Genomic DNA, 23,385 nt, shown 5'->3' on the forward strand with positions numbered 1-23,385 from the left:
TTCTACCTCCAAATTGTACAGAAAAGGTATGCTAGAGGCCCAACCATGAAGAAGGAATCGAAACGGTCCAGTACACCTCCGTGGCCGGGCAAAAAAAACCCTGAATCTTTGAGGTTTGAGCGACGCTTGAAGCCGGATTCCAAAAGGTCTCCCAGAAAAGCTACGCTTCCCAGAGCCAAGCCGAACCACCAGCTCGCACTTTCTGAAAAAGGCCACAGTGAAAACTCCCCGACCAGATAAGCCCCCAGCGCAGCGCAAATCAGACCTCCCCAAAATCCTTCCCAACTTTTGCCCGGACTCAAGCGGGGGACTATTTTGTGTTTTCCCCATCGCTTACCCAGAAGGTATGCTCCAATGTCGTTCAACCATACCACCAAAGCAAAACCTATTACTGTCAGTCTGCCCCACTCTATGCCCACTTTGACCCAGGAAAGGGGCAGGAGAAAGCAGTAAAGAACACCAAACAAAAAAAGCCCCAGCCTTTCCAAAAGTCGAGATAGATCACCTATACTCCAACAAATTAAGGCTATGAATAGCCCATACCAACCAGTAAGTAAGAGATGATTAATGTTTGCAGCTTCCCAAAAGACTTTTCCATAGACCAAAAAAGATGCAACAGCAAAAAGGGTTAAAGCAAAAGTTCTTTCTTCTCTCGTAAAAACCATCCTTGAAAACTCTCGCATGGCCAGGAGTGAAAGTGTCCAGAAAAGAAAAACAAAACTCCATTTATTGAGAAGAACCAGAATCAAAAAAAGAGGAACTGTAATTACAATGCTTAACGTCCTTTGCCTGAGTTCGTTTCTTTCCATAGAAACAGTGCTTTTCAGCGAATTCCCCCAAATTTTCTTTTCCTCCTGGAAAAATCGCTTATGGCCACCTCAAATTCTTCAGGGGTGAAATCCGGCCACAGAGTGGAAGTAAACCACAGCTCAGCATAAGCTGTTTGCCACAACAAAAAATTGCTTAACCTCTGTTCTCCCCCAGTGCGAATTACCAAATCAGGATCTGGTTGCCCAGCAGTATCCAGAAAACGGGAGAAAATTTCTTCTCTGAGAAATTCAAAATCGCCTCTATAAACTGCAAACCATTTCTGAAAGGCTCGTAAAATTTCGTCACGCCCTCCGTAGTTGAGGGCGATGTTTAACTTTAGGCCAGTATTGTGGGTAGTTTCTTCTTCAAGCTGTGCCATTCTGGCAACCAGATTTTCTGGAAGACCCTCTCTGCGACCAATAAAAATGACTTTAACCCCTTTTTCCTTAAGTTCGGGACCGTATCGGTCTATACTTTCTTCAAAAAGCCTCAGCAGGGCCTGGACTTCACCAAGTGGTCTTCTCCAATTTTCAGTAGAAAAAGAATAAAGCGTTAGGGAAACCAGCTTCTTTTCAGAACTTTTCGCTACAATGTCCCGAATAACCTCCACACCCTTACGATGGCCCTCTATACGAGGAAGCCCCCTTTTTTCCGCCCACCTGCCGTTTCCGTCCATAATTATCGCAATGTGCTTTAGTTCAGGGTTCATAGTTCCATTATTTCCTTCTCTTTACGTTCCCATAATCCCTCTATTTCGTTAATGTGTTCATCGGTGAGCTTCTGAACTTCAGCCTGGGCATGCTTGCTTTCGTCCTCAGATATTTCGCCTGCTTTTTCTAGCTTACGTATTTCTTCATTGGCTTCTCTACGCAAATTACGTATAGCCACTTTCGCGTCCTCGGCAATCTTTTTTGCCATTTTCGCTATTTCTCTCCTTCGTTCCTCAGTGAGTGGAGGAACTGCAACTCTTATCACATCAGAATCCACTGCCGGATTAAAACCCAGCTCTGATTTCCATATTGCTTTCTCAATGGCTTTCAGAGAAGCTTTGTCCCAGGGCTGGATGAGTATGGTGCGGGCATCAGGGGTGGTAATGGATGCAATCTGCTTTAATTCGACTAACGTGCCGTAGTACTCGACCTGGACATTTTCCACCAGCGCTGGAGAAGCACGACCGGTTTTCACATGAGAGAGCTCTTCCTGGGCTACGCTCACTGCTTGCTTCATCCTTTTTTTGATGTCTTTCAATAACTCTTTAACCTTGTCGAGCATCTTCCTCCCTCCCAACAAAAGTTCCAATTTGGTGTCCGGTAACTATTTTGACCAGACTATCCGGTTCACTAATACTGAACACAATAATGGGAATATTATTTTCCATGCACAGTGAAACTGCGGTAGAATCCATAACCTTGAGTCCCTTATTAAGGAGATCCAGATACTTCAATTTCTCAAACTTAATCGCGTTTTTGTGCAAAAGGGGATCAGCCTCGTAAATGCCATCCACTTTGGTAGCCTTTAAAACCGCTTCTGCTCGTATTTCAGCAGCTCGCAAGGCAGCGGCCGTATCGGTGGAAAAATATGGGTTGCCAGTGCCAGCTGCGAAAATAACGATTCTTCCTTTTTCAAGGTGCCGAATAGCTCGCCTTCTAATATAGGGTTCAGCGATGGCACGCATTTCAATTGCCGTCTGGACACGGGTGGGAACGCCCTTGCTTTCTAAGAAATCCTGAAAAGCAAGGGCGTTGATTACTGTGGCCAGCATGCCCATATAATCGGCAGTTACTCTACTGATGCCGTCTTTATCTGCAGAGCGCCCTCTAAAGATGTTGCCCCCACCTACCACTATGGCAACTTCTACTCCCAAATTTCTCACTTTGATTACTTCTTCGCTGAGATAATCAAGGAAACGGACATCAATACCCCAGGAGAGAGCGCCAGCCAGCGCTTCTCCAGAAAGCTTTAAAAGAATTCTCTTAAAGCGTAATGAAGAATCACTGTTCATCCTCTTCACCCAGCTTGAAGCGAACAAACCTCTTGACTACTATATTCTCACCCAATTTGGCTATCGCTTCAACTACCAGGTCTTTAATTTTTTTGTCTGGGTCTCTAATGTATTCCTGCTCTAACAGGCAGTTTTCTTCGTAAAACTTCTTCATCTTGCCTTCCACTATTTTCTGTTTTACATGATCCGGTTTGTTGCTCTCTTTGAGCTGTTCCCAGTAAATGTTCTCTTCCTGACGCTTTATTTCCTCAGGAACATCCTCAGGAGCAATCCAGCGGGGTGCCTGGGCAGCAATCTGCAGAGTAAGCTCCTTAACCAGCTTTTGGAATTCTTCCGTTCGGGCAACAAAGTCTGTTTCACAGTTGACCTCTACCAGCACACCGATTTTTCCATCGGTATGCACGTAAGAACCAATCAGCCCTTCCTTAGTCACACGACTCTGTTTTTTGGCTGCAGTTTCTATACCCTTTTTGCGTAGAATTTCACAAGCTTTTTCCAAATCACCACCGGACTCCTGCAGAGCTTTTTTACAATCCATTACACCGGCTCCGGTGCGCTTACGAAGTTCGTAAACTTCCTTTGCTCCTATCTCAACCATCACTTATCCTCCTCACTGTTTATTTCTTCATCCTCTCCAATTTCCTCGAATTCTTCTTTCTGAAGTTCTTCGAGGATATCCACTGGTTCTTCAGAGACGGGAATCTCTTCCTCAGAAACACCTTCCTGAGCAACTTCCTCGGCTTGTGCAACCTCGCCTACTGGTGGAATTTCTTCTTTACCCTCTTGAGCCAGACGCCGACCCTCAAGCACTGCGTCAGCGATGATAGAGGCAAAAAGACGAATGGCTCGAATGGCATCGTCGTTGCCAGGAATTACGTAATCAATCTCGTCGGGGTCGCAATTGGTATCCACAATGGCAACTGTGGGTATGCCCATTCTCCGGGCCTCGAGAACCGCATTTCTTTCTCTGCGAGGATCAACAATAAAAACGCAGTCAGGAAGTCTTTCCATATCTTTGATACCGCTCAGGTACTTCTCAAGACGTGCTTTGCGCTTTCTGATGCGCATGACTTCCTTTTTGGGCAAACGCTCCATAATGCCCTGTTCTTCCATTGCTTCAAACCTTTTCAGTTTTTCTATACTACGGCGTATGGTTGCAAAATTAGTCAGCATTCCACCCAACCAGCGCTGGTTAACATAAAACATGCCACAACGGGTAGCTTCCTGCTGGATGGATTCCTGGGCTTGTTTTTTGGTGCCCACAAAAAGCACTATGCCACCTTCTTTGGTCAAATCCCGCACAAAGTTATAGGCTTTTTCGGTGAGCTCTACTGTTTTTTGAAGGTCGATGATGTAGATGTTGTTGCGCTCGGTGAAAATGTAAGGCTTCATTTTTGGGTTCCAGCGGCGGGTCTGGTGTCCAAAATGCACACCAGCTTCAAGAAGTTGTTTCATAGTAACAATCACTGAATATACCTCCTTCCGGTTCTTTCCTCTGTGGAGTAAACTCATTCTCCAGAACTGGAGAACACCGGTTCACACTCCACAAGCGTTTTGGCTTCAAAAACAGCCTTGGTAAGTATAGCACGGCTGGGGAAAAGTTTGCAACAAGTGCATCGATTAAAGTATATAGCGAGCTACATCCTCGTCCTTCAGTACATCTTCAAGTTGTGCGATTACATAGTCTTTATCAATTACTAACCGCTGTCCCTTAAGTCGAGGAGCGTTGAAAGAGACCTCCTGGAGTACCCGTTCCATGACCGTGTGTAATCGTCTTGCGCCGATGTTTTCCATTTTCTGGTTTAAACGATAAGAAATGGCTGCTATCTCACGCAGGGCTTCTTCAGTGAATTCGAGTTCCACCCCTTCGGTAGCCAGTAAGGCTTTGTACTGTTTGACCAGAGAATTGTAGGGTTCAATCAAAATGCGATAAAGGTCTTCTTCAGAAAGGGGCGAAAGTTCTACCCTGATGGGAAATCGCCCCTGAAGCTCGGGCAAAAGGTCGGAAGGTTTAGCCTGGGAAAACGCACCAGCCGCTATAAACAAAATATGGTTGGTTCTGACTGGACCGTGCTTAGTAAGCACCGTTGACCCTTCCACAATAGGCAAAAGGTCCCTCTGAACTCCACCTCGCGAAACGTCGGGGCCATGCGTATCACGACCTGCAGGAGAAGCAATCTTGTCGATTTCATCGATAAAAACAATACCACTTTCTTCCACACGGCGTATTGCTTCTGCAGTGACCTCTTCCATATCAATCAGTCTTTGTGCCTCCTGGTTAAAGAGAATTTCTCTGGCATCTTTGACTTTCACCCTCTTTCTTCTTTTGCGAGGTGGAAACATACTGCCAAACATATCTCTGAGATCTATACCCAGCATTTCCACTCCCGATGAGGCAATCACCTCTACTGGTGAAGAGCTTTCTTCCACTTCTATCTCTATAATCCTTTCATCGAGCTCACCTTTGCGAAGTTTGTCTCTAAGCTTTTCTCTGGTGCGCTGCAGAGATGATGAAGCTGTTGGCCACACCACGTCTACGTGCGGTGACTCTGAAGAGGTTGCTTCTTCATCAAAATAAATTTCGCTACTACTTTTGGAAAGCAGAGCATCAAGAATTCGTTCTTCCACCAATTCCCTTATTCTTTTTTCCTGGTTTTGAATCCGCTCACTCTTAACCATTCTAATTGCAAGCTCGGTCAGGTCTCGAATAATGGACTCCACATCCTTACCCACGTATCCTACCTCGGTGAACTTGGTGGCCTCAACCTTGATAAAGGGAGCCGCCGTGAGCCGAGCAATACGGCGAGCTATTTCGGTTTTACCAACACCAGTTGGTCCAATCATGATGATGTTCTTGGGGGTGATTTCTTCAGCAATATCGGGAGGAAGTTTGCGACGTCTTATTCGGTTGCGTAAAGCAATAGCCACGCTCTTTTTCGCTGCTTCCTGACCCACAATGTACTTGTCGAGCTCTTTAACAATCTCTTCAGGAGTCAGGTACTCGTCTATCATCGTATAGCCTCCTTAAAGTTTCTCAAGTGTTAACTGCTGGTTGGTGTAAATGCATATCTCCGAAGCTATTTTTAGAGATTCTTCCACTACTTTTTCTGGTGGAAGGTCAGTGTTGCGGAGCAGTGCCTTAGCAGCAGCAAGGGCGTAATTGCCTCCTGAACCAATTGCTGCAACCGGCTCGTCAGGTTCTATGACATCGCCGCGTCCAGAAATAATGAGAATATGTGAACTATCCATTGCCAGAAGCAATGCATCGAGATGCCGCAGTACCCTGTCCGTTCTCCACAGTTTGGCAAGCTCAATAGCCGCTCGGGGCAAATTGCCGCTATAGGTGTTCAACTTTTCTTCAAAGCGTTCCAGAAGAGCCAGGCAGTCAGCCCCGCTACCAGCAAAACCTACCAGAACTTTGCCCTCCAGGAGGCGGCGAATTTTGCGAGCTCCATGCTTCAACACAGCCTCGTTAAATGTGACCTGCCCGTCACAGCCCATGGCTCCTTTACCCTCTTTCAACACAGCGATGACCGTAGTCCCATGAAAATTTTGGTTCAATTTCCTCGCCTCCCAGAATGAGGATGGGTGAGATCATACACTCTACGCATCCTCTCCCAATCTATGTGGGTATAAATTTGTGTGGTGGAAAGACTGGCATGGCCAAGCATTTCCTGCACTACTCTCAACTCACCACCACCAGCCAGGAAATGCGTCGCAAAAGTATGTCTTAGAGTATGTGGAGAAACTTTTTTCTCCAATATGCCGGCTTCTTTCAAAACCCGCTCGAATATTTTTCTTATACCTCGGGTACTCAATTTTCCTCCTCGGCGGTTTACAAAAAAGTATCCTTCTTTATCTTCAAAAAGCCCTCTGAACACTTGGTATTCCTGCAGTGCCTGACGAGCGCTTTCGTTAAAAGGCACAATCCTTTCTCGCTTGCCCTTCCCGTGTACTCTCACCAGGCGGTTATGCAAGTCAACATTTTCTCTTTTTAAGTCTGCCAGTTCGCTGACTCGAAGGCCGCTGGCATAAAAGAGTTCGAAAACTGCCCAGTTACGAGCATTAAGAAAACATTTATTCTCGAGGTACTTCTTTTTCAAGAACGATAACAGTTTATCGATTTCTGAAAGCGTTAAAAAAGCTGGTAACTTCTTTTCGGTTTTGATGCCACCCACTTCCTGTGCAGGATTGAAAGGTACCAGCTCCCTCTTTTTCAGAAAACGATAAAACGTTCTCAGAGCGGAGAGTCTATTTTGTTGCGAAACTCTGCTCAGTCCATTTTGGACCTTGAGGTGAACCAGAAAGGAACTGATTTCTTCCGGAGTGACCTCCAACAAGTTTTTCTTTCTGCCTTGTAAAAAAAGAGCAAATTGTTCAACTACTCGCCGGTAATTCTCAACAGTGTGCGACGAATAGCCGCGCTCCGCTTCAAGGTACTGGGTAAAAGCCTTTATAAAATCATTTTCTTTGTAGTTCAACGTCCAGCGGCACCCCTTCCCAGTTGAGCCTTCGCCTTAATGCTTGTTCCACGATTTTGGCAACTCTCTTTTTCGTTTCCTCGTCCATGGAGTTAGTATAAACACGTATGCAAGGGGGAGCAATACGGGTTTGGGTTGCGTAGTAGAGCTTGCTCCTTTCAGGCAAAAAACCTTTTGTCTTGAGTTCACTCAGTTCCTGTTGCAGAATCTCGTTGAGAACACTGGTTTTGACTCGCTGATGATAACGAGTAATTATACCAGCCAGGGCCGCAAAAATTTTTTCCCTAATACTGGTGTCCAGTGCTGAGCCTATCAGGAAGCTTGCATAATGGAGAAAGCTCAGGTCACGACGAGCCCACTCTTCAATCCTGGCCTGGGGGAAACCGGGATTAAGCTTTTGCACCAGGTCCCATTTGTTCAGGAAAACCAGGCAGCATTTTTTGTGTTCAGCAACCTGAGCGGCAATTCTCTTATCCTGGCGAGTAACCCCGCTCAGGGGGTCAATCACCAGGATACACAAGTCAGCTTCCTCCAGGGCGTGCTGAGCCCTGGTCTGCGCATAAAAAGAAACTGCGTCTTGAAGGCGGGCCTTTCGTATCAGTCCCGCCGTATCAATCAGCTGGTAATGACCAAAGGGAGTATCAACGGCTATGGTGACAGCATCTCTGGTGGTTCCCGGTACATCGCTAACGATACAGCGCTCCCGACCAAAAAGCAAGTTGCACAAAGTGGACTTGCCCACATTGGGTTTCCCAAGCACTACTACTTTAGACCGTTGCGGTGAGGTTGCTAATTTGCCCTCAGAAACCACTTCTTTCAGGATTTCACCTACTACTTCCTTGAGGCGTCTTATTCCATCACCGTGCAATGCAGATACTTGTAACATGTTCTCAACACCCAGGCTGAAAAAGTCAGCAGGCGGAACTTCGTGGGTCATTCCCTCCCTTTTGTTGATTACGAGCAGTAGTCGCTTTCCCAGGCGGCGCAGACGAGCAAGCAACTCCTGTTCAGGAAGGGTGAGAGATGCTCTTCCATCAACCACAAACATCACCAGGTCAGCTTCCTCGATAATCTCCCAAGCTTTTCTTTCAACCGCACTCTGAAGAGGCTCCTGAGGGTTAAATTCAATACCTCCGGTATCCACAACCCTGGCTTCTATATCCTGAAAATCAACAATCTCTTCCAAAAAATCTCTGGTTACCCCTGGTGTAGGGTCCACGATGGCTATTCTCTTTTTTGCCAAGCGATTAAACAGGGTGGATTTCCCAACGTTGGTCCTTCCCACTATTGCAACCAGCGGTTGCTTTTTGCCCTCGTTCATTTTACTCACCAGCTTCTGTCTGAAGGCGTTTTCCAACCTCCTCCACTATAGCCCAAGGAGTGGAAGCACCACTTACCAGCAAAATCTCACCTTCGAGCTGAGGCAAGGAGGAAAGCTCTTCTGCAGTTTCAATCCAGAAGACTTTAGCTCCTTTCTGCTGTGCCAGAAGGAACAGTGCCCGGGTGTTAGCGCTGTTTTTGCCTCCTACCACTATTACCACATCGATTTTTCTTTTGTGTATCGTTTCCAGGAGTTCTTGCTGTCTCTCTTCGGTTTCTGGACAAAGAGTATAAGCAACTTGAAGCATAACGTCTGAAAAGCGTCTTTTGAACCACAACTTGAACTCATCCACCACAAACCTGGGAAGCGTGGTCTGTTCCACCAATCCAACGGAGTGCCACTGTTCCAACCATTGCGCCATATTTTCCCATTCTTCAGGATTTTTGCTGCAGACCACCACTTCGGGTTTAAGATAACTGAGCAAAGCTTCAACCTCCGGGTGTTGTAAATCTCCCAGAACAACCAGGCCTTCGTTTGCTTTTTGCATTCTTTGAGCCAGAAAACGTGCCTTCCTGACTCGTGGGCAGGTAGTGTCCACAACTTTTGCTCCTTTTGCTTTTAAGATTTCAAGATCTTCTTTTTTGATGCCGTGGGAGCGAGTAACTACTATTGCTCCCGAAGGGATATCCAGGAGATTATCAACAACCAGCGCTCCCTTGTTGATTAAAAACTCCATAACCTGCCGATTGTGGACCAGTTCCCCAAGCAAAAAAACCGGCTTCTGATTGTCCTCTAAAGCTTGGAGAGCCTTCCGAAAAGCCCTCTCCACACCAGGGCAAAATCCAGCTTTCTTAGCTATCAACACCTTCTTACTCATTGTCGCACCAGATTATAGATCAGGTCCACCACCTGCTCTTTGCTCAAGAATGAGGAGTCTATTAATAAAGCCCCCTCGGGCATCTTGAGGGGTGCTTCGCTGCGATTAGAATCAATGTAATCTCGCTCCAAAATATTCCTCAAGACCAGTTTGTAATCTATTTTTTGTCCTCGCTCTTTAAGCTGTAACCATCTTCTCCGGGCTCGGATTTCAGGGGAAGCAGTAAGGAAAATTTTCAAATCGGCATCCGGCAAGATAACTGTACCAATGTCTCTACCCTCGGTTACGGAAGGACGTGAAAGGGCCAGATTGCGCTGTTTGGTTCTTAAGAACCGACGCACTTCTTTCAAGGCAGCTACCGGAGAGACCATCTGGTCCACCAAGGGGGTTCGAATTTCCCGGGTTACCTCTTTTCCGTTGAGGAATACCCTGCCTTCTTCGGTGAGCTCGATTTCGACTTCATCAAGCAGTTTCTGCACCAATTTCTGGTTTTGAATGTCCACTCCCCTGAGAATCAGGAAGAGAGTCACCGCTCTATACATTGCACCGGTATCTACGTAGAGATAACCCAGTCTTGCCGCTAACTCAGAAGCTACCGTACTTTTACCAGCTCCTGCTGGACCGTCTATGGCAATTGTCTTTTTCATAAACAGCTCTTCTCTCCTTCCTCCTCACTTTCGTAAAACTCCACCCTTTTACAACCCAGCGATTGTAAGTGGTCAAAAAATTCTGGATAGCTTATTTTCACACAGTCAACGTCCACGATTTCAACCGCTTCCCTGGCAATCAGACCTGCTACGGCAAAACTCATGGCAATACGATGGTCCCCAAAGCTTTCCACTCTGCCTCCGTGCAGCGTAACGGGACCCTCAATGATCAGTCCGTCACTGCGCTCCTCTACCTTGGCCCCAAGGGTTTTCAGACCCAGATACATTGCTCGCAAGCGGTCACATTCTTTTACCCGCAACTCCTCCGCACCGGTTATGAAAGTAACCCCCTGAGCCTGAGTGGCCAGAACCGAAAGGATAGGCACTTCATCAATGAGTGAAGGGATGATTTCCTTGCCAATACTGACACCGCGTAAAGAAGAAAAGGCAACTTCCAAATCTCCTCGACGTTCACCGAATTCTTCCTTCAAATTGTGGATTTTTACTTGACCACCCATCCGAGAAACGCACTCCAGAAAACCAGACCGGGTGGGGTTGAGCCCTACATCCTGGATGTAGATGCCAGAATCAGGTACCATCAGCGCCGCTGCGGCCAGAAAAGCAGCAGAGGAAACATCTCCAGGTAGAGAAAAATCTCTGGCTTTTAGCGGTTTAGCAGGAGGATGAATTACTACCCGGCCAGGTTCTCGCTCCAAACGAATTCCAAGGTAAGAGAGCATGTTTTCAGTATGGTCTCGGGACGCAAAGGGTTCTCTTACACAGGAGGGGGCATCAGCTCCCAGTGCTGCAAGGAGCAGTGCTGACTTTACCTGAGCACTGGCAACGGAAAGGCGGTACTCAAAGGGCGTAAGAGGATATTTGCCCCGAATAAAAACGGGTAGAAATCGGTTATTGTCACGTCCTCCAATTTGAATGCCGGTAAGAGAAAGAGGCTCAATAACCCTACGCATGGGCCTACGGCGCAAACTTGCATCACCGGTAATTATGGTGAGCCCCTTTATCCAAGAAGCCACTCCACACAAAAGGCGCGCCGTGGTGCCCGAGTTACCAGCGTAGAGGACGTCTTCAGGTTCTGTGAGTTCTCTCCAACCACCACTCTCCACAACCACTTTACCCACATCCGGATAGGTTTTAATTCTGACCCCAAATTGACGCAAGCAAGACAGCGTAGAAAGGCAATCCTCACAAAAAGAAAACCCAGACACTTTCGTGGTTCCCTGGGCCAGGGCAGCCAGAATTGCTGCTCGATGACTCAAGGATTTGTCTCGAGCGCAAAGAACAGAACCCGTAAGGGGATGGTTCGCTGGATGCACCCGCGCGACTTTCATGACTCAACCTCACCTAAAAGATCTCTACGAAGATTTTTTGCTTCTCCAAGATAAACGTGTCTCACCGTTTCCTGGTCGAAGGGCGTATTGGCCAGTACCATAATCCGTATACATCTTTTCAGTCCACCTGCTACCTGAGCTTCCTGAGCGCAGAGGATGGGAATATAACGGAACTTTTCCTGCTCCCTTATAGCCTCTGCGGGAAAAACGGACTGGATGTCAGGAGTTAGGGTTATGAAAACTGCCGCAATGTCCTCAACGTTGAGTAAGTTCTTTTCCATAATCGCTTCAAAAAGCTCCAGAGTCGCTTTTTTCACCTGAAGCGCCTCATCGCTATCCACAACCACGGCTCCTCTTATTCCCCGTATCAATAATACTCGACCTCCTTAAAAGCAGTTACTGTCAAAACTCTATACCCTCTCGAGCGGGAATCCCTTTTTGGAAAGGATGTTTCAAACACTTGACTTCTGAAACCAAGTCCGCTCTTTCAATGAGTTCTGAAGGTGCTTTTCTACCTGTGATCACCACTTCAAGAGATTCCACTCTATTTTGCAAAACCTGTTCGAACTCGGGAAAACTCAAAAATTGATACAGGAAAGCATAACAAAATTCGTCCAACACCAGAAGGTCCCATCCTCCCTCGAGCAAGGCCTTCTTTGCTACTTCCCAACCACATCTGAACTCTTTAAAATCCAGCTCCGAAGGTTCGCGACCTATAAGAAATTCGCCAGAACCAAACTGGTAGAATTCTACACCGGGAAGACATTGTGTGGAAGCCAGTTCGCCAGTAAAACGCTTTTTAAAAAACTGGAGATAAAGAACCTTCCATCCCCAACCAACTGCCCGGAGCGCTAACCCCAAGGAAGCCGTGGTTTTACCCTTTCCATCACCTATGTAAAGTTGCACCAGGCCTTTTCCTTCAGGTTTTCTCACTGGTTTTTCCTCGCAGGAGGCTGGTTTTTAAATCTTGCAAGGCTTCTACTTCCTGACTTGTCAAATAACGCCATTTCCCAGGAAGAAGCCGAGAATCCAGAACCACAGGACCCATTTTAATTCTAATAAGTCGTAACACTGAATGTCCGATTTCCTCAAAAAGAATTTTCACTTCATGTTTTTTCCCTTCAGTAAGGATTACTTCAACCAGGCTTAAAGAGGCATTGCTTTCAATCACCAAACCCTCGCGAATCCGGTAGTCCTGGTCATTAAACCTTATACCCCGTTTAAGCGTATCCAACTCTTGCGGGGTCACTTTGCCTGAAGCATAAACCAGGTACTTTTTCTCGACTTCAAAGCAAGGGTGAGCAAGAACATAAGCAAGCTGGCCGTCGTTGGTGAAAAGTAACAAACCTTCGCTGTCCTGGTCCAGACGACCAACCGGGAAGACCCGATCCGGCACATCTCGGAGAAGGTCAGCAACTGTTTTCCTTCCCAGAGGATCAGAAAGAGTGGTCAGATAACCTCGAGGTTTGTAAAGTTGGAGATAAACATGCTGTTTCCCTGTGCATTCGACCAGCTTACCGTCCACGGTTACGCGGTCTTTCTCGGTAACCCGGTATCCTGGCGAAAGTACTACTTCACCATTTACCATAACACGACCCTCTTGAATTAAACGATCACATTTTCTTCGCGCAGCAACGCCGGCTTTAGCCAGAAATTTGTTTAAACGTTCTTCCATGTTCGTCTCCCAGCAGGTTATCGCATATTCTACGCCAAGCCTCTTCACTTTCCAATCCAAAAATTTCATAAAATTTTTCAGTTACCTGGTACTTGAGAGGAAACTTCTTACCCGCATCTTCGGTGACCACTGAAACCAACCCTTTTTCGAGCAAAGACCGCAGAACGGTTCCTGAATCAACCCCCCGTTTTAAGTCGATTTCTCCTTTGCTTACTGGTTGATGAAGTGCCACGATTGCCAGCACTTCCAAAGCTGCCCTGGAGAGCTTACCCTGAGAAACAACCTGCAGCTTTTCTTTTAAAAAAGAGCCAATTTCGGGGCGAACCACCATTTGCCATTTACCGGCTACTTTGCGCACCACAATGGCGCCTTCGCGCTTCTTCAGTTCCAGATAAAGTTCCTGTAATGCTTTTTCGACCTCTTCGAGAGAGCACCCCAGGACTTCGCATATTTTTTCCGAAGCGAGAGCGCGCGGAGAAGAAAACAACAGGGCTTCCACCAACTCTTTAGTTTTTAAGTGTTTACCGTTCATCCTTGGTACTCAAAACGTAGTCGCCGTTTCTCTCCCGCAAAAAGAGGACCTTTCTGAAAACGAGGTCCAGAAGAACCAAAAAAGTAGCAATCGCTTCCTTCTTTGAGCGAACATGCTCGAAAAATACCGACCAGGCATACTCTTTTTTTTCTTGCTTTTTGATGATAGCCAGCACCCTTTGCCTGCATTTTTCAACCAGCGTTGCAAATTGGGCGTCCAACGGTAAGACGTTTTCCATTTTTTGCGCAGAAAGTAGCGTTTGGCAGAGCTTTAGAAGCTCTGCCAGGTCAAGCTCTTCCAGGTCAGAGTATTTTTTACGCTGTAGCCCACTCCAGCGCTCTCGCGGTGCCTTAAACAGATTTTCTTCCCTCTCGTACAAAGCAGCGAGAAGCTCGCTTATTTCATCCAACCAGCTTTTTTCCGGATAGGGAGAAGAATCCAGTGCTGGTTCCGGTTCCTCAATTTCTTCATCGCCAAGAATATCACTGATAGCCTGCTCGATATCAGCAAGCAATTCCTCAACCAGGGTTACCCGCTCCATAAAGGAAGTCGTTTTTGCAAAGTCAACCTTGCTCCACTTATCGAGCAATTCCATAAGAAATTTTCATCGCCTCTCTTACTTCTTCCATCGTTTTGCGAGCAATCTCTCGAGCTTTTCGGCTTCCCTCAACAAGGATTTCCCGAACTAGCTTTTCCTTCCCCTGGTATCTCGTACGCAGGAAGGTAACCCGATCAATAAAGTCGGCAAGTAGCTCGGCCAGCTGCCTTTTACAGGCCACACACCCTAAGGAACCACTACGACAATCCCGCTCAATTTCTTCAGCTTTGGGGTTGGCTATCGCTTTATGAAAGGTAAACACGTTGCAACGCTCTGGATGTCCCGGGTCATGGCGCCGAATCTTCTCGGGATCCGTGAACATGGCCATTACTTTTTTCTGGATATCTTCTCTGGTATCGCTTAAGGCGATGTAATTATTCAGGCTTTTGCTCATCTTTCTGCCATCAATTCCCAGAATTCGAGGTGAAGAGGTCAACAAAGCTTCTGGTTCGGGAAACACCGAACACTGGTAGAGAAAATTAAAGCGACGGGCAATCTCACGGGTGATTTCGATATGTGGAACCTGGTCTTCACCAACCGGAACTCGCGACGCCTTGTATATCAGAATATCTGCTGCCATCAGCACCGGATAACCCAGATGCCCAAAACCCACTGCTTCCTTCAGACCCATATCCTGCAGTTGCTGCTTCAATACCGGGTTCCTCTCCAACCAGCCCACAGGAGTAATCATGGAAAAAAGTAGGTTTAGTTCGGCGTGTTCCGGAACCAGGGATTGAACCATCAATGTGCTTTTTTCGGGGTCCAGCCCTACACTTAACCAGTCAGTGACCATTTCTATCAGGTTTTTTTCTATTTCTTGAGTATTATCGAAAGCGGTCGTCAAGGCGTGCCAGTCAGCTACGCCAAAGATGCAGTCATATTCATCCTGAAGACGAACCCAGTTTTGTAAAGCGCCAAAGTAGTGGCCCACGTGCATCCGACCAGTGGGACGCATGCCGCTGAAAATTTTCTCTTTACTGGTCACTGGCTTTCATCCTTTCCCAAAGTTTTATGGCTAACGCTATTTCTTCTTCACGACTATAGACCAGGTTATCAATCCTGGCTTTCTGCAACTCTCGCAAAATTTTAGCATAAATTGGGCCCTGAGGTATGCCCAGTTGTTTAAGGTCAGAGCCGGTTAGCTCTGGCTTGACAAACCTCCATTTGGTCAGGTAGTTTCTGATTCGTTCCCTTGCCAGGTCCTGATCATGAAATTTGGCCAGAGTAAAATACAGAAATTCAAGTGGTATTTCCGAGCACACTTCAAAGACACGCGAGGGAGGGGAGGTTTTCTCTTGCAAGATTCTCTCGAGTACAGTTCGTCTTCCGAGATAGGTTTTTACTTGAGAATAAAAACGTTTGGATAGGTGGAGGCGCTCCACAAACGCCTCCAAGGAATCAAACTGGATGTCAGAAAGCAGGGGCGTCATTTTCAAGAGGAAGAAATCCAGTCTTTCCGTAGATGCTTCTTCCTGAATCAGTCTTTCAAGCCTGGGGTAAAGGATATCGTAATCGCTTTTCCAGACACAACCTGGAAAAAGATATGGAAACATGTCCAGTTGGTACAGGCGCTGTAAATAGGAGTAAAATCCGGGCAGTCGTAAAATGAGCTGGATTTCCTCTTTAAGGCGGTCAGGCTTAATTTTTGCCAGCAATCCTTCACGAACGGTCTGCTTGAGAAGACTCATGGTGAAGGGTTCGATTTGAAAACCGTACTTCTTTTCAAAGCGGACTGCTCTTATCGCTCTCGCCGGGTCTTCCACAAAACTGAGTGGATGTAAAACTCGTATGAGTTTTTTCTGTAAATCTTTAAAACCGCCAAAAAAGTCAAAAAGTTCCCCCCAATCATCGGGGTAGATGCTTATTGCCATGGCGTTAATGGTGAAATCTCTTCTGAAAAGGTCACGTCGCAGATTGCTGTGCTCTACCTGAGGAGGTGCACCGGGATAGGCATAGAATTCCTGTCTGGCCGAAGCAAAGTCTATTCTTCTTTTTCGCTCACCCACGAAAAGAGAAGCAGTACCAAAGGGTTGATAGGTGACCAATTTTGCTTCCAGTTTCTGAGCCACGAAACTGGCAAACTCAATAGCATCGCCTTCGACTACCAGGTCCAGGTCGTAGTTGGGAAAGCCCAGGATAAGGTCTCTAACTACTCCACCAACCAGGTAAACCCTGGTGCGCTTCCTCTTGGCCAGTTCCGAGATAAGCTGGATATACTGAAGGTCCTCACGGTTAAAATGAGTAAAGATTTTTTCGGCAAAGTTAACGCGCTTCAAGCTCCGTATTTCCAGGTTTTGTCTTTGGTGTAAGCCTCTCAAAAGGTCACTTCGGGTTATAATGCCCAGGACCAAACCATTTCTGGTGACCGGTACTCGGCCAATGTCCTGCTCTACCATGAGCTGCCACACTTTGAAAATAGAATCTTCAGGCTCAACGCTTATCACCTGAGGGTTCATGAAGCTTTTAACCGGAGCGTTGTGGAGCCCATGACTTATTGCCTTTTCCACGTCTTTGCGCGAAATAAGTCCCACCAGCTTGTTATCTTCAACCACCGGCAGGCCTGAAAAACCAAAGCGCATCATAGTAGAAAATGCTTCCTCCACAGTGGTCGATGGAGAAACCACTTTTACTGGATGAGACATGATTTCTCTGGCTTTCACCAGGCGAACACAGCGTTGCATGCCTTCTTCGATTTTTTGTCGAACCTCGGAAAACGACATTCCCTTTACGCTGCAGGAAGCTGCACTGCGGTGTCCTCCACCTCCCAGTTCCTGTAACACACAATTTAAGTCAATCTCTTCAATCCTGCTACGGGCAATGACGTAAGTCTTTTCTTCCATGGCAAAGAGGGCAAAGAGAACATCTATTTCCTCAAGGTCCATGAGTTTGTGGACCAGAAAAGAAACTCCTTCCACGTACTCTGGGGGCTTCACCTGGGTGAAGTGAACCACGCAACCTGCAATTTCTCTGGTTTCCAGAGAGTCTATCATATCCTTTAAAATACGACGTTGAATAGAAGTAAGCTGGATACGTGTGAAGCGGGGGATGAAAGAAAGCAATGCTCCTTTTTGGAGCAAAAAAGAAGCAGCCTCCAGGTCCTGAAAAGTAGTGGTGGAAAAAGTAAAAAAACCCGTATCCTCGTAGATGCCCAGAGCAAGCAAAGTGGCCTCCAGGGAATTAATTTCTATCTTTTGTTCTTGCAAAAGCTCAACCATGATGGTCGAACAAGCTCCCCGCTTGAGTAAAAGCTCTTTCTCACTTCTTTTCTCCTGGTCATCGGTTAAATGATGGTCGATGATGTAGTAGTCCACCTTACCCTCTTTGATAAGCAAGCCTGCTTTGCCCACTCGCTCCACGAAAGAGGTGTCCACCACAAAAACCTTCTTCACCTCTTCCCAAAACACTTCTTTCTCTTTCAAAAAATCAAAAAACTGCCCATAAAGAGAAAGAAAGCGCCTCAGATTGCGGTTTACGCTACCTCCCAGAACTATCTGGGTAGAAGGAAAAAGACGGGTCACAGCATACATAGACGCAAAAGCGTCAAAGTCAGTTCCCTCATGGGCTACTACAATTTGCACCGTATAACTCCTCCACAAAACACTGAAAAAGCTTTTGCAGATTCTCTTCCTGCTGAGCAACAACCCGTAAAACTTCGGCGTGAGAAAGCGGTTTCCCGGAAATACCACTCCCCCAGTTGGTTACCAACGAAATCCCAGCGACCTTCATGCCCAGCTCACAGGCCAATTTTACCTCCTTTACGGTGGACATACCCACCACATCAGCACCGATTTTCCTCAACATCCGGATTTCCTGGGGTGTTTCGTAAGTAGGTCCCAGCACACCCACGTAAATACCTTTCCAGGCCTTAATCCTTTTCTCACAAGCCAGCTCAAAAAGCAAGGAGCTTAGAAAGCTATCGTAGGAAGGACGTAAGCTACAGGGAAAATCTGGAAAGAAGGTAAAATCAATCTGGTCTTGAATTATCACCAGCGTTCCAGGCTCAATAGACCTTCTCAGGCTTCCTGCAGCGTTGGTCAAAATCAGCGTCGAAACCCCCGCCAGAGCAGAAAAAAGCACCGGGAAAGCCACTTCCCAGGGGCTGTAGCCCTGATAGAGATGCAATCTTCCCATAAAAAACAAGATTCCCCTACCCTTCCACTGGCCCATCACAATTCTGTAGCGATGCCCGGGTATGGCATCTGGGAGGGCAAAAAACTCTCGATAGTCGAATTCCTGCACCACCTCTATTTCCCACAAGACACGGTCCCATCCCGAACCGAGAACAAAAGTCATTGTGGGAACCATTTTCAAGTGGGCAGCGAAAAACTCGGCAGCAAGACGAATGTTTTCAGGACAAAATTTCTGAAGCAAAGCTTGTGCCAGGTCCATGCCATTTGACTCCCAGAAATTCTGCTATAGAATGTGCCACATCGCAAAAAGTATCTCTGACACCCAGGCTCCGACCTCGCTGATTGCTGGGAGAATAGACCAGAAGCAGGGCATATTCTCTGGAATGGTCGGTGCTTGGAGTTGTGGGGTCACAACCGTGATCGCTGGTAATGATCAAGAGATCTTCCTCTCTCATGGAAGCCAGGAAATCAGTTAAGGTGGCGTCCCAGTCTTGAAGCGCTTGCGCAAAACCTTGAGGGTTGTTGCGGTGCCCGTAAAGGGTGTCAAAGTCATTGAAATTGGCCCATATTAGGTCGCCCCGACCGCTTTTCTGAAGCTTTAAAAACACTCGGAAGGTGTCTGCATTGTCAGCTGTCTTTATGGAGTCACTTAGACCCCGAAAGGCAAAAATTTCTCCAATCTTTCCCACACCGATTACCTCTTTGCCAGAAGCAACCAGGGCATCAAGCACCGTCTGGGAAGGAGGTGGAAGTGAGAAGTCTTTGCGACGAGGCGTACGTACGAACTTACCCGGTGAACCCACGAAAGGGCGGGCGATAACCCGGGCCACAGCGTGTTCTCCAGTCATTATTTCCCGAACCTTTCGACACATTTCATACAGCTGAGGAGGAGGAATAATCTCTTCATGGGCTGCTATTTGCAACACGGAATCGGCAGAAGTGTAAACTATGGGATAGCCAGTGCGCAGGTGTTCAGCGCCCAACTCTTCAATTATGGCCGTGCCTGAAGCGGGCTTATTGCCGAGAATGGGCCTGCCAATGGCTTCTTCGATACGTTGCACAACCTCAGGAGGAAACCCCCGAGGATAAACGGGAAAAGGTTTATCCAGAATAATGCCTGCAATTTCCCAGTGACCGGTGAGGGTGTCCTTGCCCGCCGAGCGCTCGCGCATCTTTCCATAATATCCCTTGGGATTGGGAACCGGCGCTACCCCTTCTATGGAATCAATACAACCCAAGCCCAGTGCTTCCAGATTGGGCAGCCGCAATCCTCCTACTGCTTGGGAGGTGTTGCGCAGGGTGTGACTACCCTGATCGCCGTACTGACTCGCATCCGGCAACTCTCCCACCCCCACCCCATCCAGGAGCGCTATAAAAATTCTCATTGTTTCTCTCCCAGCCAGTGCCATATGGCTACCATGGTTTTGGCATCCTTTATTTCGCCACTCTGGAGCATCTGACGGGCTTGCTTGGTGTCCACCTCCCAGCAGTAGATAAGCTCATCCGTGTCTCCCTGGCGGGGTTCGGAAACGGGTTTTGCATTACGAGCTCTAAAAAAGTGAATTACTTCACTGCTGTAGCCGGGAGCAAGGACTACTTGAAAAAGATATTCCCAGTCCTGGGAAACATACCCCGTTTCCTCCTCAAGCTCTCGCTGGGCGCACAGGAGGGGCGACTCGTTTTTTTCCAGTGTACCGGCTGGAATTTCCCACAGCCATTCACCAACTGGAGCCCTAAACTGCTTGATGAGGAGCATTTTCGAAGAGGTGGTAGTCGCTACAATGCTGACTGCTCCCGGGTGCTGAATGAAAATCCGCTTCATATTCCCCTGGTAAGTGTTGCGAACCACCTTGAAAATACAGGCATCCAGGATCAGTTCGCTGTGCTCAAGTTTTGGAGTTTCCAAAGACAATTCTTGATTTTCCTCAAAGCGATAAAACACCGCTATACCTCCTCTTCCGGGCTAACCCATACGTGTTTGACCACTATTTCTGGATGTTGACTGAGTTCTTCCACAAGCGGACCCGGGTCGCGAACGGCAACGCGCATGACCACGTAGCGGAATTGAGGATGTTCCTCATCATAAAAAGTAGCCAGGCTCAGTATGTTAACATCGTGTTTTTTCACGATACCCGTTACTTCGTGCAGGATGCCTGGTTTTTGAGGAAGTTCCAGAGTAATTCTGCTTCCACCCTCTTCAACGCCCAACGTTTCCACAAGAGCCTCAAAGATATCTGATTCCGTGATAATACCCACCACCTTTGAATCTTCAACTACAGGTACACCACCGATTTCATTTTGCTTCATAATCAGCGCCACTTCCTCAAGGGGGGTATCAGGAGAAACGGTAATAACCATTTTTTTCATAATTTCAGCCACGGTCATCTTGCTCAGAAGATAAGTCAGTTCAAAACGACTCAAGGTAGTAACTTTGGAAGGTGTTGCCTCAAGGAGGTCATTATAGGTTACAATACCTACCAGCTTCTGATTATCAACCACTGGCAACCTACGTATTTTTTTATCCTTCATGATTTTCTGGGCTTCCAGAATAGGAGTATGACTGTTAATGGTGATGACTTCCCGGGTCATCCGGTCTCTAACCAACATGTATCTCGCCCCCCTTGATGACAAAATCTCGGCCTACCCGAAGAGCTACCAGGTTGGCCTCCAATAGGTCTTCTTTCCCCTGCAAAATGTTTTGCAGCGCTTTTTCAGCGCTTGCAAACTTTACCAGCTCTCTTTTGGCTAACAATCCCCCAAGCATCACCATATTGATCACCCGAGGATTGCCCACCATTTTTGCCAGCTCGTTTGCAGGTATCTCTAAAACTTCCACCGCGCTGGATTGATAACTCGTGGAGACCAGAGAAGAGTTAACCAGCAAAAGCCCTCCCTTGCGCACCGAACTGGCGAACCTTCTCAAGGACGGTTCATTCATGACCACACAAATATCAGGATGAGCGGTAACCGTGGCTCCAATTTCTTCTTCAGAAATTATCACCGTACAGTTGGCTGTTCCCCCTCGCATCTCAGGTCCATAGGATGGGAACCAGGTGACTTCGTATCCCTCAATCATTCCTGCTTCAGCAAGGACTCGTCCCAAAAAGAGAATTCCCTGTCCTCCAAACCCAGCGATAACCACTTCAGCATGCATTGAACACGTCCTCCCTAACCTTGATTTCACCAATTTCGAAATAGGCAAGCATTTCCTTTTCCAGCCATTCCACTGCTTCCACAGGATTCATACCCCAGTTGGTAGGACAGGGAGAAAGAAATTCCACCATAGAAAAACCTTTTCCTTCTATCTGGGTAAGAAACGCTTTGCGTACCATTTCCTTAGCCTTGCGAATAAAACGGGGATTGGTGAGAGCGGCTCTTGCTATGTAGGCACTACCCTCACAGGTAGCCAGCACTTCGCTAAGACGCATGGGAAAACCGTGCATTCTGGCATCTCTGCCTTCTGGAGACGTTTTGGTCTTCTGGCCCAGGAGGGTGGTGGGCGCCATTTGCCCTCCTGTCATACCAAAAACAGCGTTATTGACAAAAAAAGAAGTTATCAGTTCTCCCCGGTTGGCTGCGTGGACAATTTCTGCAGTTCCTATGGCTGCAATGTCACCATCTCCCTGATAAGAAAAAACCACTCGGTCTGGAAGCGAACGCTTGATACCAGTGGCTACCGCAGGAGCTCTGCCGTGAGCACCCATTACAAAATCTATATCCAGGAACTCGTAGATATATACTGAACAACCCACCGGTCCAACCCCAATGGTTTTATCAGCAATGTTGAGCTCATCTATCACTTCGGCTATAATCCTTTGGGCCAGACCGTGGTGGCAGCCTGGGCAGTACGTGAAAGGTTTCTTTATCAAAGTGCGGGGTCTTTCAAATATTGCTTTCATGGATTATCACCCCTTTCTCAGTGCAAAGACCCGTTCCAGTATCTCATCAACGGTGGGAATCATCCCTCCTGTTCTCCCATAAAAATGCACCTGAGCTTTGCCGGATACAGCCAGCAGCACATCTTCAAGCATTTGCCCCAGGTTCATTTCCACAACCAACACCTGGCCTGCCTTTTGTGCCCACTCGCTGACGGCCTGCTTAGGGAAAGGATAGAGAGTGATGGGGCGCAAAAGACCAAGGTGCAAACCAACTCTTTCCCCTTCTCTCACCACGCTCTTTAAAATTCTACCCACGGTTCCAAAACCCACGAGAAGCATTTCCGGAGTCGGAGAACCAAAATACTCAAAGCGAACCTCGTCCTGTTCAATGCGCAGGTATTTTTCCTGCAATTTCAGATTAAGCTTTTCCAGCTCTCGGGGGTCCAGAGCAAAACAGAGAATGTACTTTCGTTCCCCTCTCCCCTTCCCCTTGATTGCCCAATCTTTATCCGGCAGAGGGGGTAGCGAAGGTTCCTGGAACACTACTGGCTCCATCATCTGGCCCAGCATGCCATCACCCAGTATTTCGACTGGATTACGATACCTGTCAGCAAGGTAAAAAGCGAGATAGGTCAGGTCCACGAGTTCTTGCACCGAAGAGGGAGCAAGGGTAAGCACCCGATAATCTCCATGTCCTCCCCCACGGGTGGCTTGGAAATAGTCGCTCTGGGCAGGTTGAATATTGCCCAAGCCCGGTCCTCCTCGAACCATGTTTACCACCACACAGGGCAGCTCTGCTGAAGCAAGGTAAGAAAGTCCTTCCTGTTTCAAGCTCAGACCTGGCCCTGAAGAAGAAGTCAGCACCCGCATGCCTGTGGCTGCTGCACCGTAGACCATGTTTATGGCTGCCACCTCGCTCTCTGCCTGGAGAAAAACACCTCCCACTTCAGGAAGACGTTTGGAAAGGTATTCGCTGATTTCTGTCTGGGGAGTGATGGGGTAGCCAAAGTAAACGCGGCAGCCAGCTCGAACTGCGGCTTCAGCAACCGCTTCGTTGCCTTTCATCAAAATTCTTTCCACCGTAC

Annotated in this window: 27 protein-coding genes; all 27 read right to left on the bottom strand. The window is 47.4% G+C overall.

Annotated features, from left to right (window positions below; translation table 11 throughout):
- Positions 1-2: 2 nt before the first annotated feature.
- Positions 3-809 carry a phosphatidate cytidylyltransferase gene (locus tag QBE54_RS06825; RefSeq protein ID WP_369017454.1) on the bottom strand — a complete coding sequence of 269 codons (807 nt, stop codon included), beginning with the start codon at positions 807-809 and terminating at the stop codon, positions 3-5.
- 14 nt (positions 810-823) lie between these two features.
- Positions 824-1,519 (bottom strand): polyprenyl diphosphate synthase, encoded by a 696-nt coding sequence (uppS, locus tag QBE54_RS06830; protein ID WP_369017455.1) that lies wholly within the window; start codon positions 1,517-1,519, stop codon positions 824-826.
- Positions 1,516-2,082, bottom strand: a complete 567-nt coding sequence (frr, locus tag QBE54_RS06835) for a ribosome recycling factor (protein ID WP_369017456.1) — start codon at positions 2,080-2,082, stop codon at positions 1,516-1,518. The genes uppS and frr overlap by 4 nt, the downstream gene beginning before the upstream one ends.
- Positions 2,066-2,812 (bottom strand): UMP kinase, encoded by a 747-nt coding sequence (gene pyrH / locus QBE54_RS06840; protein WP_369019408.1) that lies wholly within the window; start codon positions 2,810-2,812, stop codon positions 2,066-2,068. Before pyrH ends, frr begins: the two co-directional genes overlap by 17 nt.
- The gene (gene tsf / locus QBE54_RS06845; protein WP_369017457.1) at positions 2,802-3,410 is read right to left on the bottom strand and encodes a translation elongation factor Ts; all 609 of its coding nucleotides are present in this window, start codon (positions 3,408-3,410) and stop codon (positions 2,802-2,804) included. The genes pyrH and tsf overlap by 11 nt, the downstream gene beginning before the upstream one ends.
- Entirely contained in the window at positions 3,410-4,267 is an 858-nt protein-coding gene (gene rpsB, locus QBE54_RS06850; protein ID WP_369019409.1) for a 30S ribosomal protein S2, read from the bottom strand. Before rpsB ends, tsf begins: the two co-directional genes overlap by 1 nt.
- Positions 4,268-4,432: 165 nt before the next feature.
- A complete protein-coding gene (hslU, locus tag QBE54_RS06855) occupies positions 4,433-5,824 on the bottom strand; it encodes an ATP-dependent protease ATPase subunit HslU (RefSeq protein ID WP_369017458.1) in 1,392 nt (463 codons plus the stop codon).
- 12 nt (positions 5,825-5,836) lie between these two features.
- On the bottom strand, positions 5,837-6,313 hold the full coding sequence (gene hslV, locus QBE54_RS06860; protein WP_369019410.1) for an ATP-dependent protease subunit HslV: 477 nt from the start codon (positions 6,311-6,313) through the stop codon (positions 5,837-5,839).
- Positions 6,314-6,369: 56 nt separating this feature from the next.
- On the bottom strand, positions 6,370-7,293 hold the full coding sequence (xerA, locus tag QBE54_RS06865) for a site-specific tyrosine recombinase/integron integrase (RefSeq protein ID WP_369017459.1): 924 nt from the start codon (positions 7,291-7,293) through the stop codon (positions 6,370-6,372).
- Positions 7,274-8,650 carry a ribosome biogenesis GTPase Der gene (gene der, locus QBE54_RS06870; protein WP_369017460.1) on the bottom strand — a complete coding sequence of 459 codons (1,377 nt, stop codon included), beginning with the start codon at positions 8,648-8,650 and terminating at the stop codon, positions 7,274-7,276. The genes xerA and der overlap by 20 nt, the downstream gene beginning before the upstream one ends.
- Positions 8,616-9,491, bottom strand: coding sequence for a 4-hydroxy-3-methylbut-2-enyl diphosphate reductase (gene ispH / locus QBE54_RS06875; protein ID WP_369017461.1), 876 nt, complete (start codon positions 9,489-9,491; stop codon positions 8,616-8,618). Before ispH ends, der begins: the two co-directional genes overlap by 35 nt.
- A complete protein-coding gene (cmk, locus tag QBE54_RS06880; RefSeq protein ID WP_369017462.1) occupies positions 9,488-10,138 on the bottom strand; it encodes a (d)CMP kinase in 651 nt (216 codons plus the stop codon). The genes ispH and cmk overlap by 4 nt, the downstream gene beginning before the upstream one ends.
- Positions 10,135-11,487, bottom strand: coding sequence for a 3-phosphoshikimate 1-carboxyvinyltransferase (aroA, locus tag QBE54_RS06885; RefSeq protein WP_369017463.1), 1,353 nt, complete (start codon positions 11,485-11,487; stop codon positions 10,135-10,137). Before aroA ends, cmk begins: the two co-directional genes overlap by 4 nt.
- Entirely contained in the window at positions 11,484-11,858 is a 375-nt protein-coding gene (aroH, locus tag QBE54_RS06890) for a chorismate mutase (RefSeq protein WP_369017464.1), read from the bottom strand. Before aroH ends, aroA begins: the two co-directional genes overlap by 4 nt.
- Positions 11,859-11,889: 31 nt before the next feature.
- Positions 11,890-12,420, bottom strand: coding sequence for a cob(I)yrinic acid a,c-diamide adenosyltransferase (locus QBE54_RS06895; protein WP_369017465.1), 531 nt, complete (start codon positions 12,418-12,420; stop codon positions 11,890-11,892).
- The gene (locus tag QBE54_RS06900) at positions 12,407-13,162 is read right to left on the bottom strand and encodes a pseudouridine synthase (protein ID WP_369017466.1); all 756 of its coding nucleotides are present in this window, start codon (positions 13,160-13,162) and stop codon (positions 12,407-12,409) included. The genes QBE54_RS06895 and QBE54_RS06900 overlap by 14 nt, the downstream gene beginning before the upstream one ends.
- Positions 13,131-13,694 carry an SMC-Scp complex subunit ScpB gene (gene scpB, locus QBE54_RS06905; protein ID WP_369017467.1) on the bottom strand — a complete coding sequence of 188 codons (564 nt, stop codon included), beginning with the start codon at positions 13,692-13,694 and terminating at the stop codon, positions 13,131-13,133. The genes QBE54_RS06900 and scpB overlap by 32 nt, the downstream gene beginning before the upstream one ends.
- Positions 13,684-14,283, bottom strand: a complete 600-nt coding sequence (locus QBE54_RS06910) for a hypothetical protein (protein ID WP_369017468.1) — start codon at positions 14,281-14,283, stop codon at positions 13,684-13,686. The genes scpB and QBE54_RS06910 overlap by 11 nt, the downstream gene beginning before the upstream one ends.
- Entirely contained in the window at positions 14,273-15,229 is a 957-nt protein-coding gene (gene trpS / locus QBE54_RS06915) for a tryptophan--tRNA ligase (protein WP_369019411.1), read from the bottom strand. Before trpS ends, QBE54_RS06910 begins: the two co-directional genes overlap by 11 nt.
- A gap of 37 nt (positions 15,230-15,266) precedes the next feature.
- Positions 15,267-17,870: a CBS domain-containing protein gene (locus tag QBE54_RS06920; RefSeq protein WP_369017469.1), complete on the bottom strand. Its 2,604-nt coding sequence runs from the start codon at positions 17,868-17,870 to the stop codon at positions 15,267-15,269.
- Positions 17,848-18,681, bottom strand: coding sequence for a purine-nucleoside phosphorylase (locus QBE54_RS06925; RefSeq protein WP_369017470.1), 834 nt, complete (start codon positions 18,679-18,681; stop codon positions 17,848-17,850). The genes QBE54_RS06920 and QBE54_RS06925 overlap by 23 nt, the downstream gene beginning before the upstream one ends.
- A complete protein-coding gene (locus tag QBE54_RS06930; protein WP_369017471.1) occupies positions 18,641-19,807 on the bottom strand; it encodes a phosphopentomutase in 1,167 nt (388 codons plus the stop codon). The genes QBE54_RS06925 and QBE54_RS06930 overlap by 41 nt, the downstream gene beginning before the upstream one ends.
- Positions 19,804-20,364: an NUDIX hydrolase gene (locus tag QBE54_RS06935; RefSeq protein WP_369017472.1), complete on the bottom strand. Its 561-nt coding sequence runs from the start codon at positions 20,362-20,364 to the stop codon at positions 19,804-19,806. The genes QBE54_RS06930 and QBE54_RS06935 overlap by 4 nt, the downstream gene beginning before the upstream one ends.
- Positions 20,365-20,366: 2 nt before the next feature.
- Positions 20,367-21,029: a CBS and ACT domain-containing protein gene (locus QBE54_RS06940; protein WP_369017473.1), complete on the bottom strand. Its 663-nt coding sequence runs from the start codon at positions 21,027-21,029 to the stop codon at positions 20,367-20,369.
- On the bottom strand, positions 21,019-21,576 hold the full coding sequence (locus QBE54_RS06945; protein ID WP_369017474.1) for a 2-oxoacid:acceptor oxidoreductase family protein: 558 nt from the start codon (positions 21,574-21,576) through the stop codon (positions 21,019-21,021). The genes QBE54_RS06940 and QBE54_RS06945 overlap by 11 nt, the downstream gene beginning before the upstream one ends.
- Positions 21,566-22,321 (bottom strand): thiamine pyrophosphate-dependent enzyme, encoded by a 756-nt coding sequence (locus QBE54_RS06950; RefSeq protein ID WP_369017475.1) that lies wholly within the window; start codon positions 22,319-22,321, stop codon positions 21,566-21,568. The genes QBE54_RS06945 and QBE54_RS06950 overlap by 11 nt, the downstream gene beginning before the upstream one ends.
- 6 nt (positions 22,322-22,327) lie before the next feature.
- Positions 22,328-23,380 (bottom strand): 3-methyl-2-oxobutanoate dehydrogenase subunit VorB, encoded by a 1,053-nt coding sequence (gene vorB, locus QBE54_RS06955; RefSeq protein WP_369017476.1) that lies wholly within the window; start codon positions 23,378-23,380, stop codon positions 22,328-22,330.
- Between the last annotated feature and the right edge of the window lie 5 nt (positions 23,381-23,385).

The organism is Thermatribacter velox (assembly GCF_038396615.1).
Taxonomy (GTDB): domain Bacteria; phylum Atribacterota; class Atribacteria; order Atribacterales; family Thermatribacteraceae; genus Thermatribacter; species Thermatribacter velox.

Coding starts and splice junctions, on each gene's coding strand:
- QBE54_RS06940 (WP_369017473.1), bottom strand. CDS start 21,029: ATGTTGGTTAGAGACCGGATGACCCGGGAAGTCATCACCATTAACAGT.
- QBE54_RS06930 (WP_369017471.1), bottom strand. CDS start 19,807: ATGAGAATTTTTATAGCGCTCCTGGATGGGGTGGGGGTGGGAGAGTTG.
- QBE54_RS06950 (WP_369017475.1), bottom strand. CDS start 22,321: ATGAAAGCAATATTTGAAAGACCCCGCACTTTGATAAAGAAACCTTTC.
- tsf (WP_369017457.1), bottom strand. CDS start 3,410: ATGGTTGAGATAGGAGCAAAGGAAGTTTACGAACTTCGTAAGCGCACC.
- QBE54_RS06900 (WP_369017466.1), bottom strand. CDS start 13,162: ATGGAAGAACGTTTAAACAAATTTCTGGCTAAAGCCGGCGTTGCTGCG.
- pyrH (WP_369019408.1), bottom strand. CDS start 2,812: ATGAACAGTGATTCTTCATTACGCTTTAAGAGAATTCTTTTAAAGCTT.
- frr (WP_369017456.1), bottom strand. CDS start 2,082: ATGCTCGACAAGGTTAAAGAGTTATTGAAAGACATCAAAAAAAGGATG.
- cmk (WP_369017462.1), bottom strand. CDS start 10,138: ATGAAAAAGACAATTGCCATAGACGGTCCAGCAGGAGCTGGTAAAAGT.
- scpB (WP_369017467.1), bottom strand. CDS start 13,694: ATGAACGGTAAACACTTAAAAACTAAAGAGTTGGTGGAAGCCCTGTTG.
- hslV (WP_369019410.1), bottom strand. CDS start 6,313: ATGGGCTGTGACGGGCAGGTCACATTTAACGAGGCTGTGTTGAAGCAT.
- QBE54_RS06945 (WP_369017474.1), bottom strand. CDS start 21,576: ATGCATGCTGAAGTGGTTATCGCTGGGTTTGGAGGACAGGGAATTCTC.
- hslU (WP_369017458.1), bottom strand. CDS start 5,824: ATGATAGACGAGTACCTGACTCCTGAAGAGATTGTTAAAGAGCTCGAC.
- uppS (WP_369017455.1), bottom strand. CDS start 1,519: ATGAACCCTGAACTAAAGCACATTGCGATAATTATGGACGGAAACGGC.
- rpsB (WP_369019409.1), bottom strand. CDS start 4,267: ATGAAACAACTTCTTGAAGCTGGTGTGCATTTTGGACACCAGACCCGC.
- trpS (WP_369019411.1), bottom strand. CDS start 15,229: ATGCACGTGGGCCACTACTTTGGCGCTTTACAAAACTGGGTTCGTCTT.
- ispH (WP_369017461.1), bottom strand. CDS start 9,491: ATGAGTAAGAAGGTGTTGATAGCTAAGAAAGCTGGATTTTGCCCTGGT.
- QBE54_RS06825 (WP_369017454.1), bottom strand. CDS start 809: ATGGAAAGAAACGAACTCAGGCAAAGGACGTTAAGCATTGTAATTACA.
- aroA (WP_369017463.1), bottom strand. CDS start 11,487: ATGAAAGTCGCGCGGGTGCATCCAGCGAACCATCCCCTTACGGGTTCT.
- QBE54_RS06925 (WP_369017470.1), bottom strand. CDS start 18,681: ATGGACCTGGCACAAGCTTTGCTTCAGAAATTTTGTCCTGAAAACATT.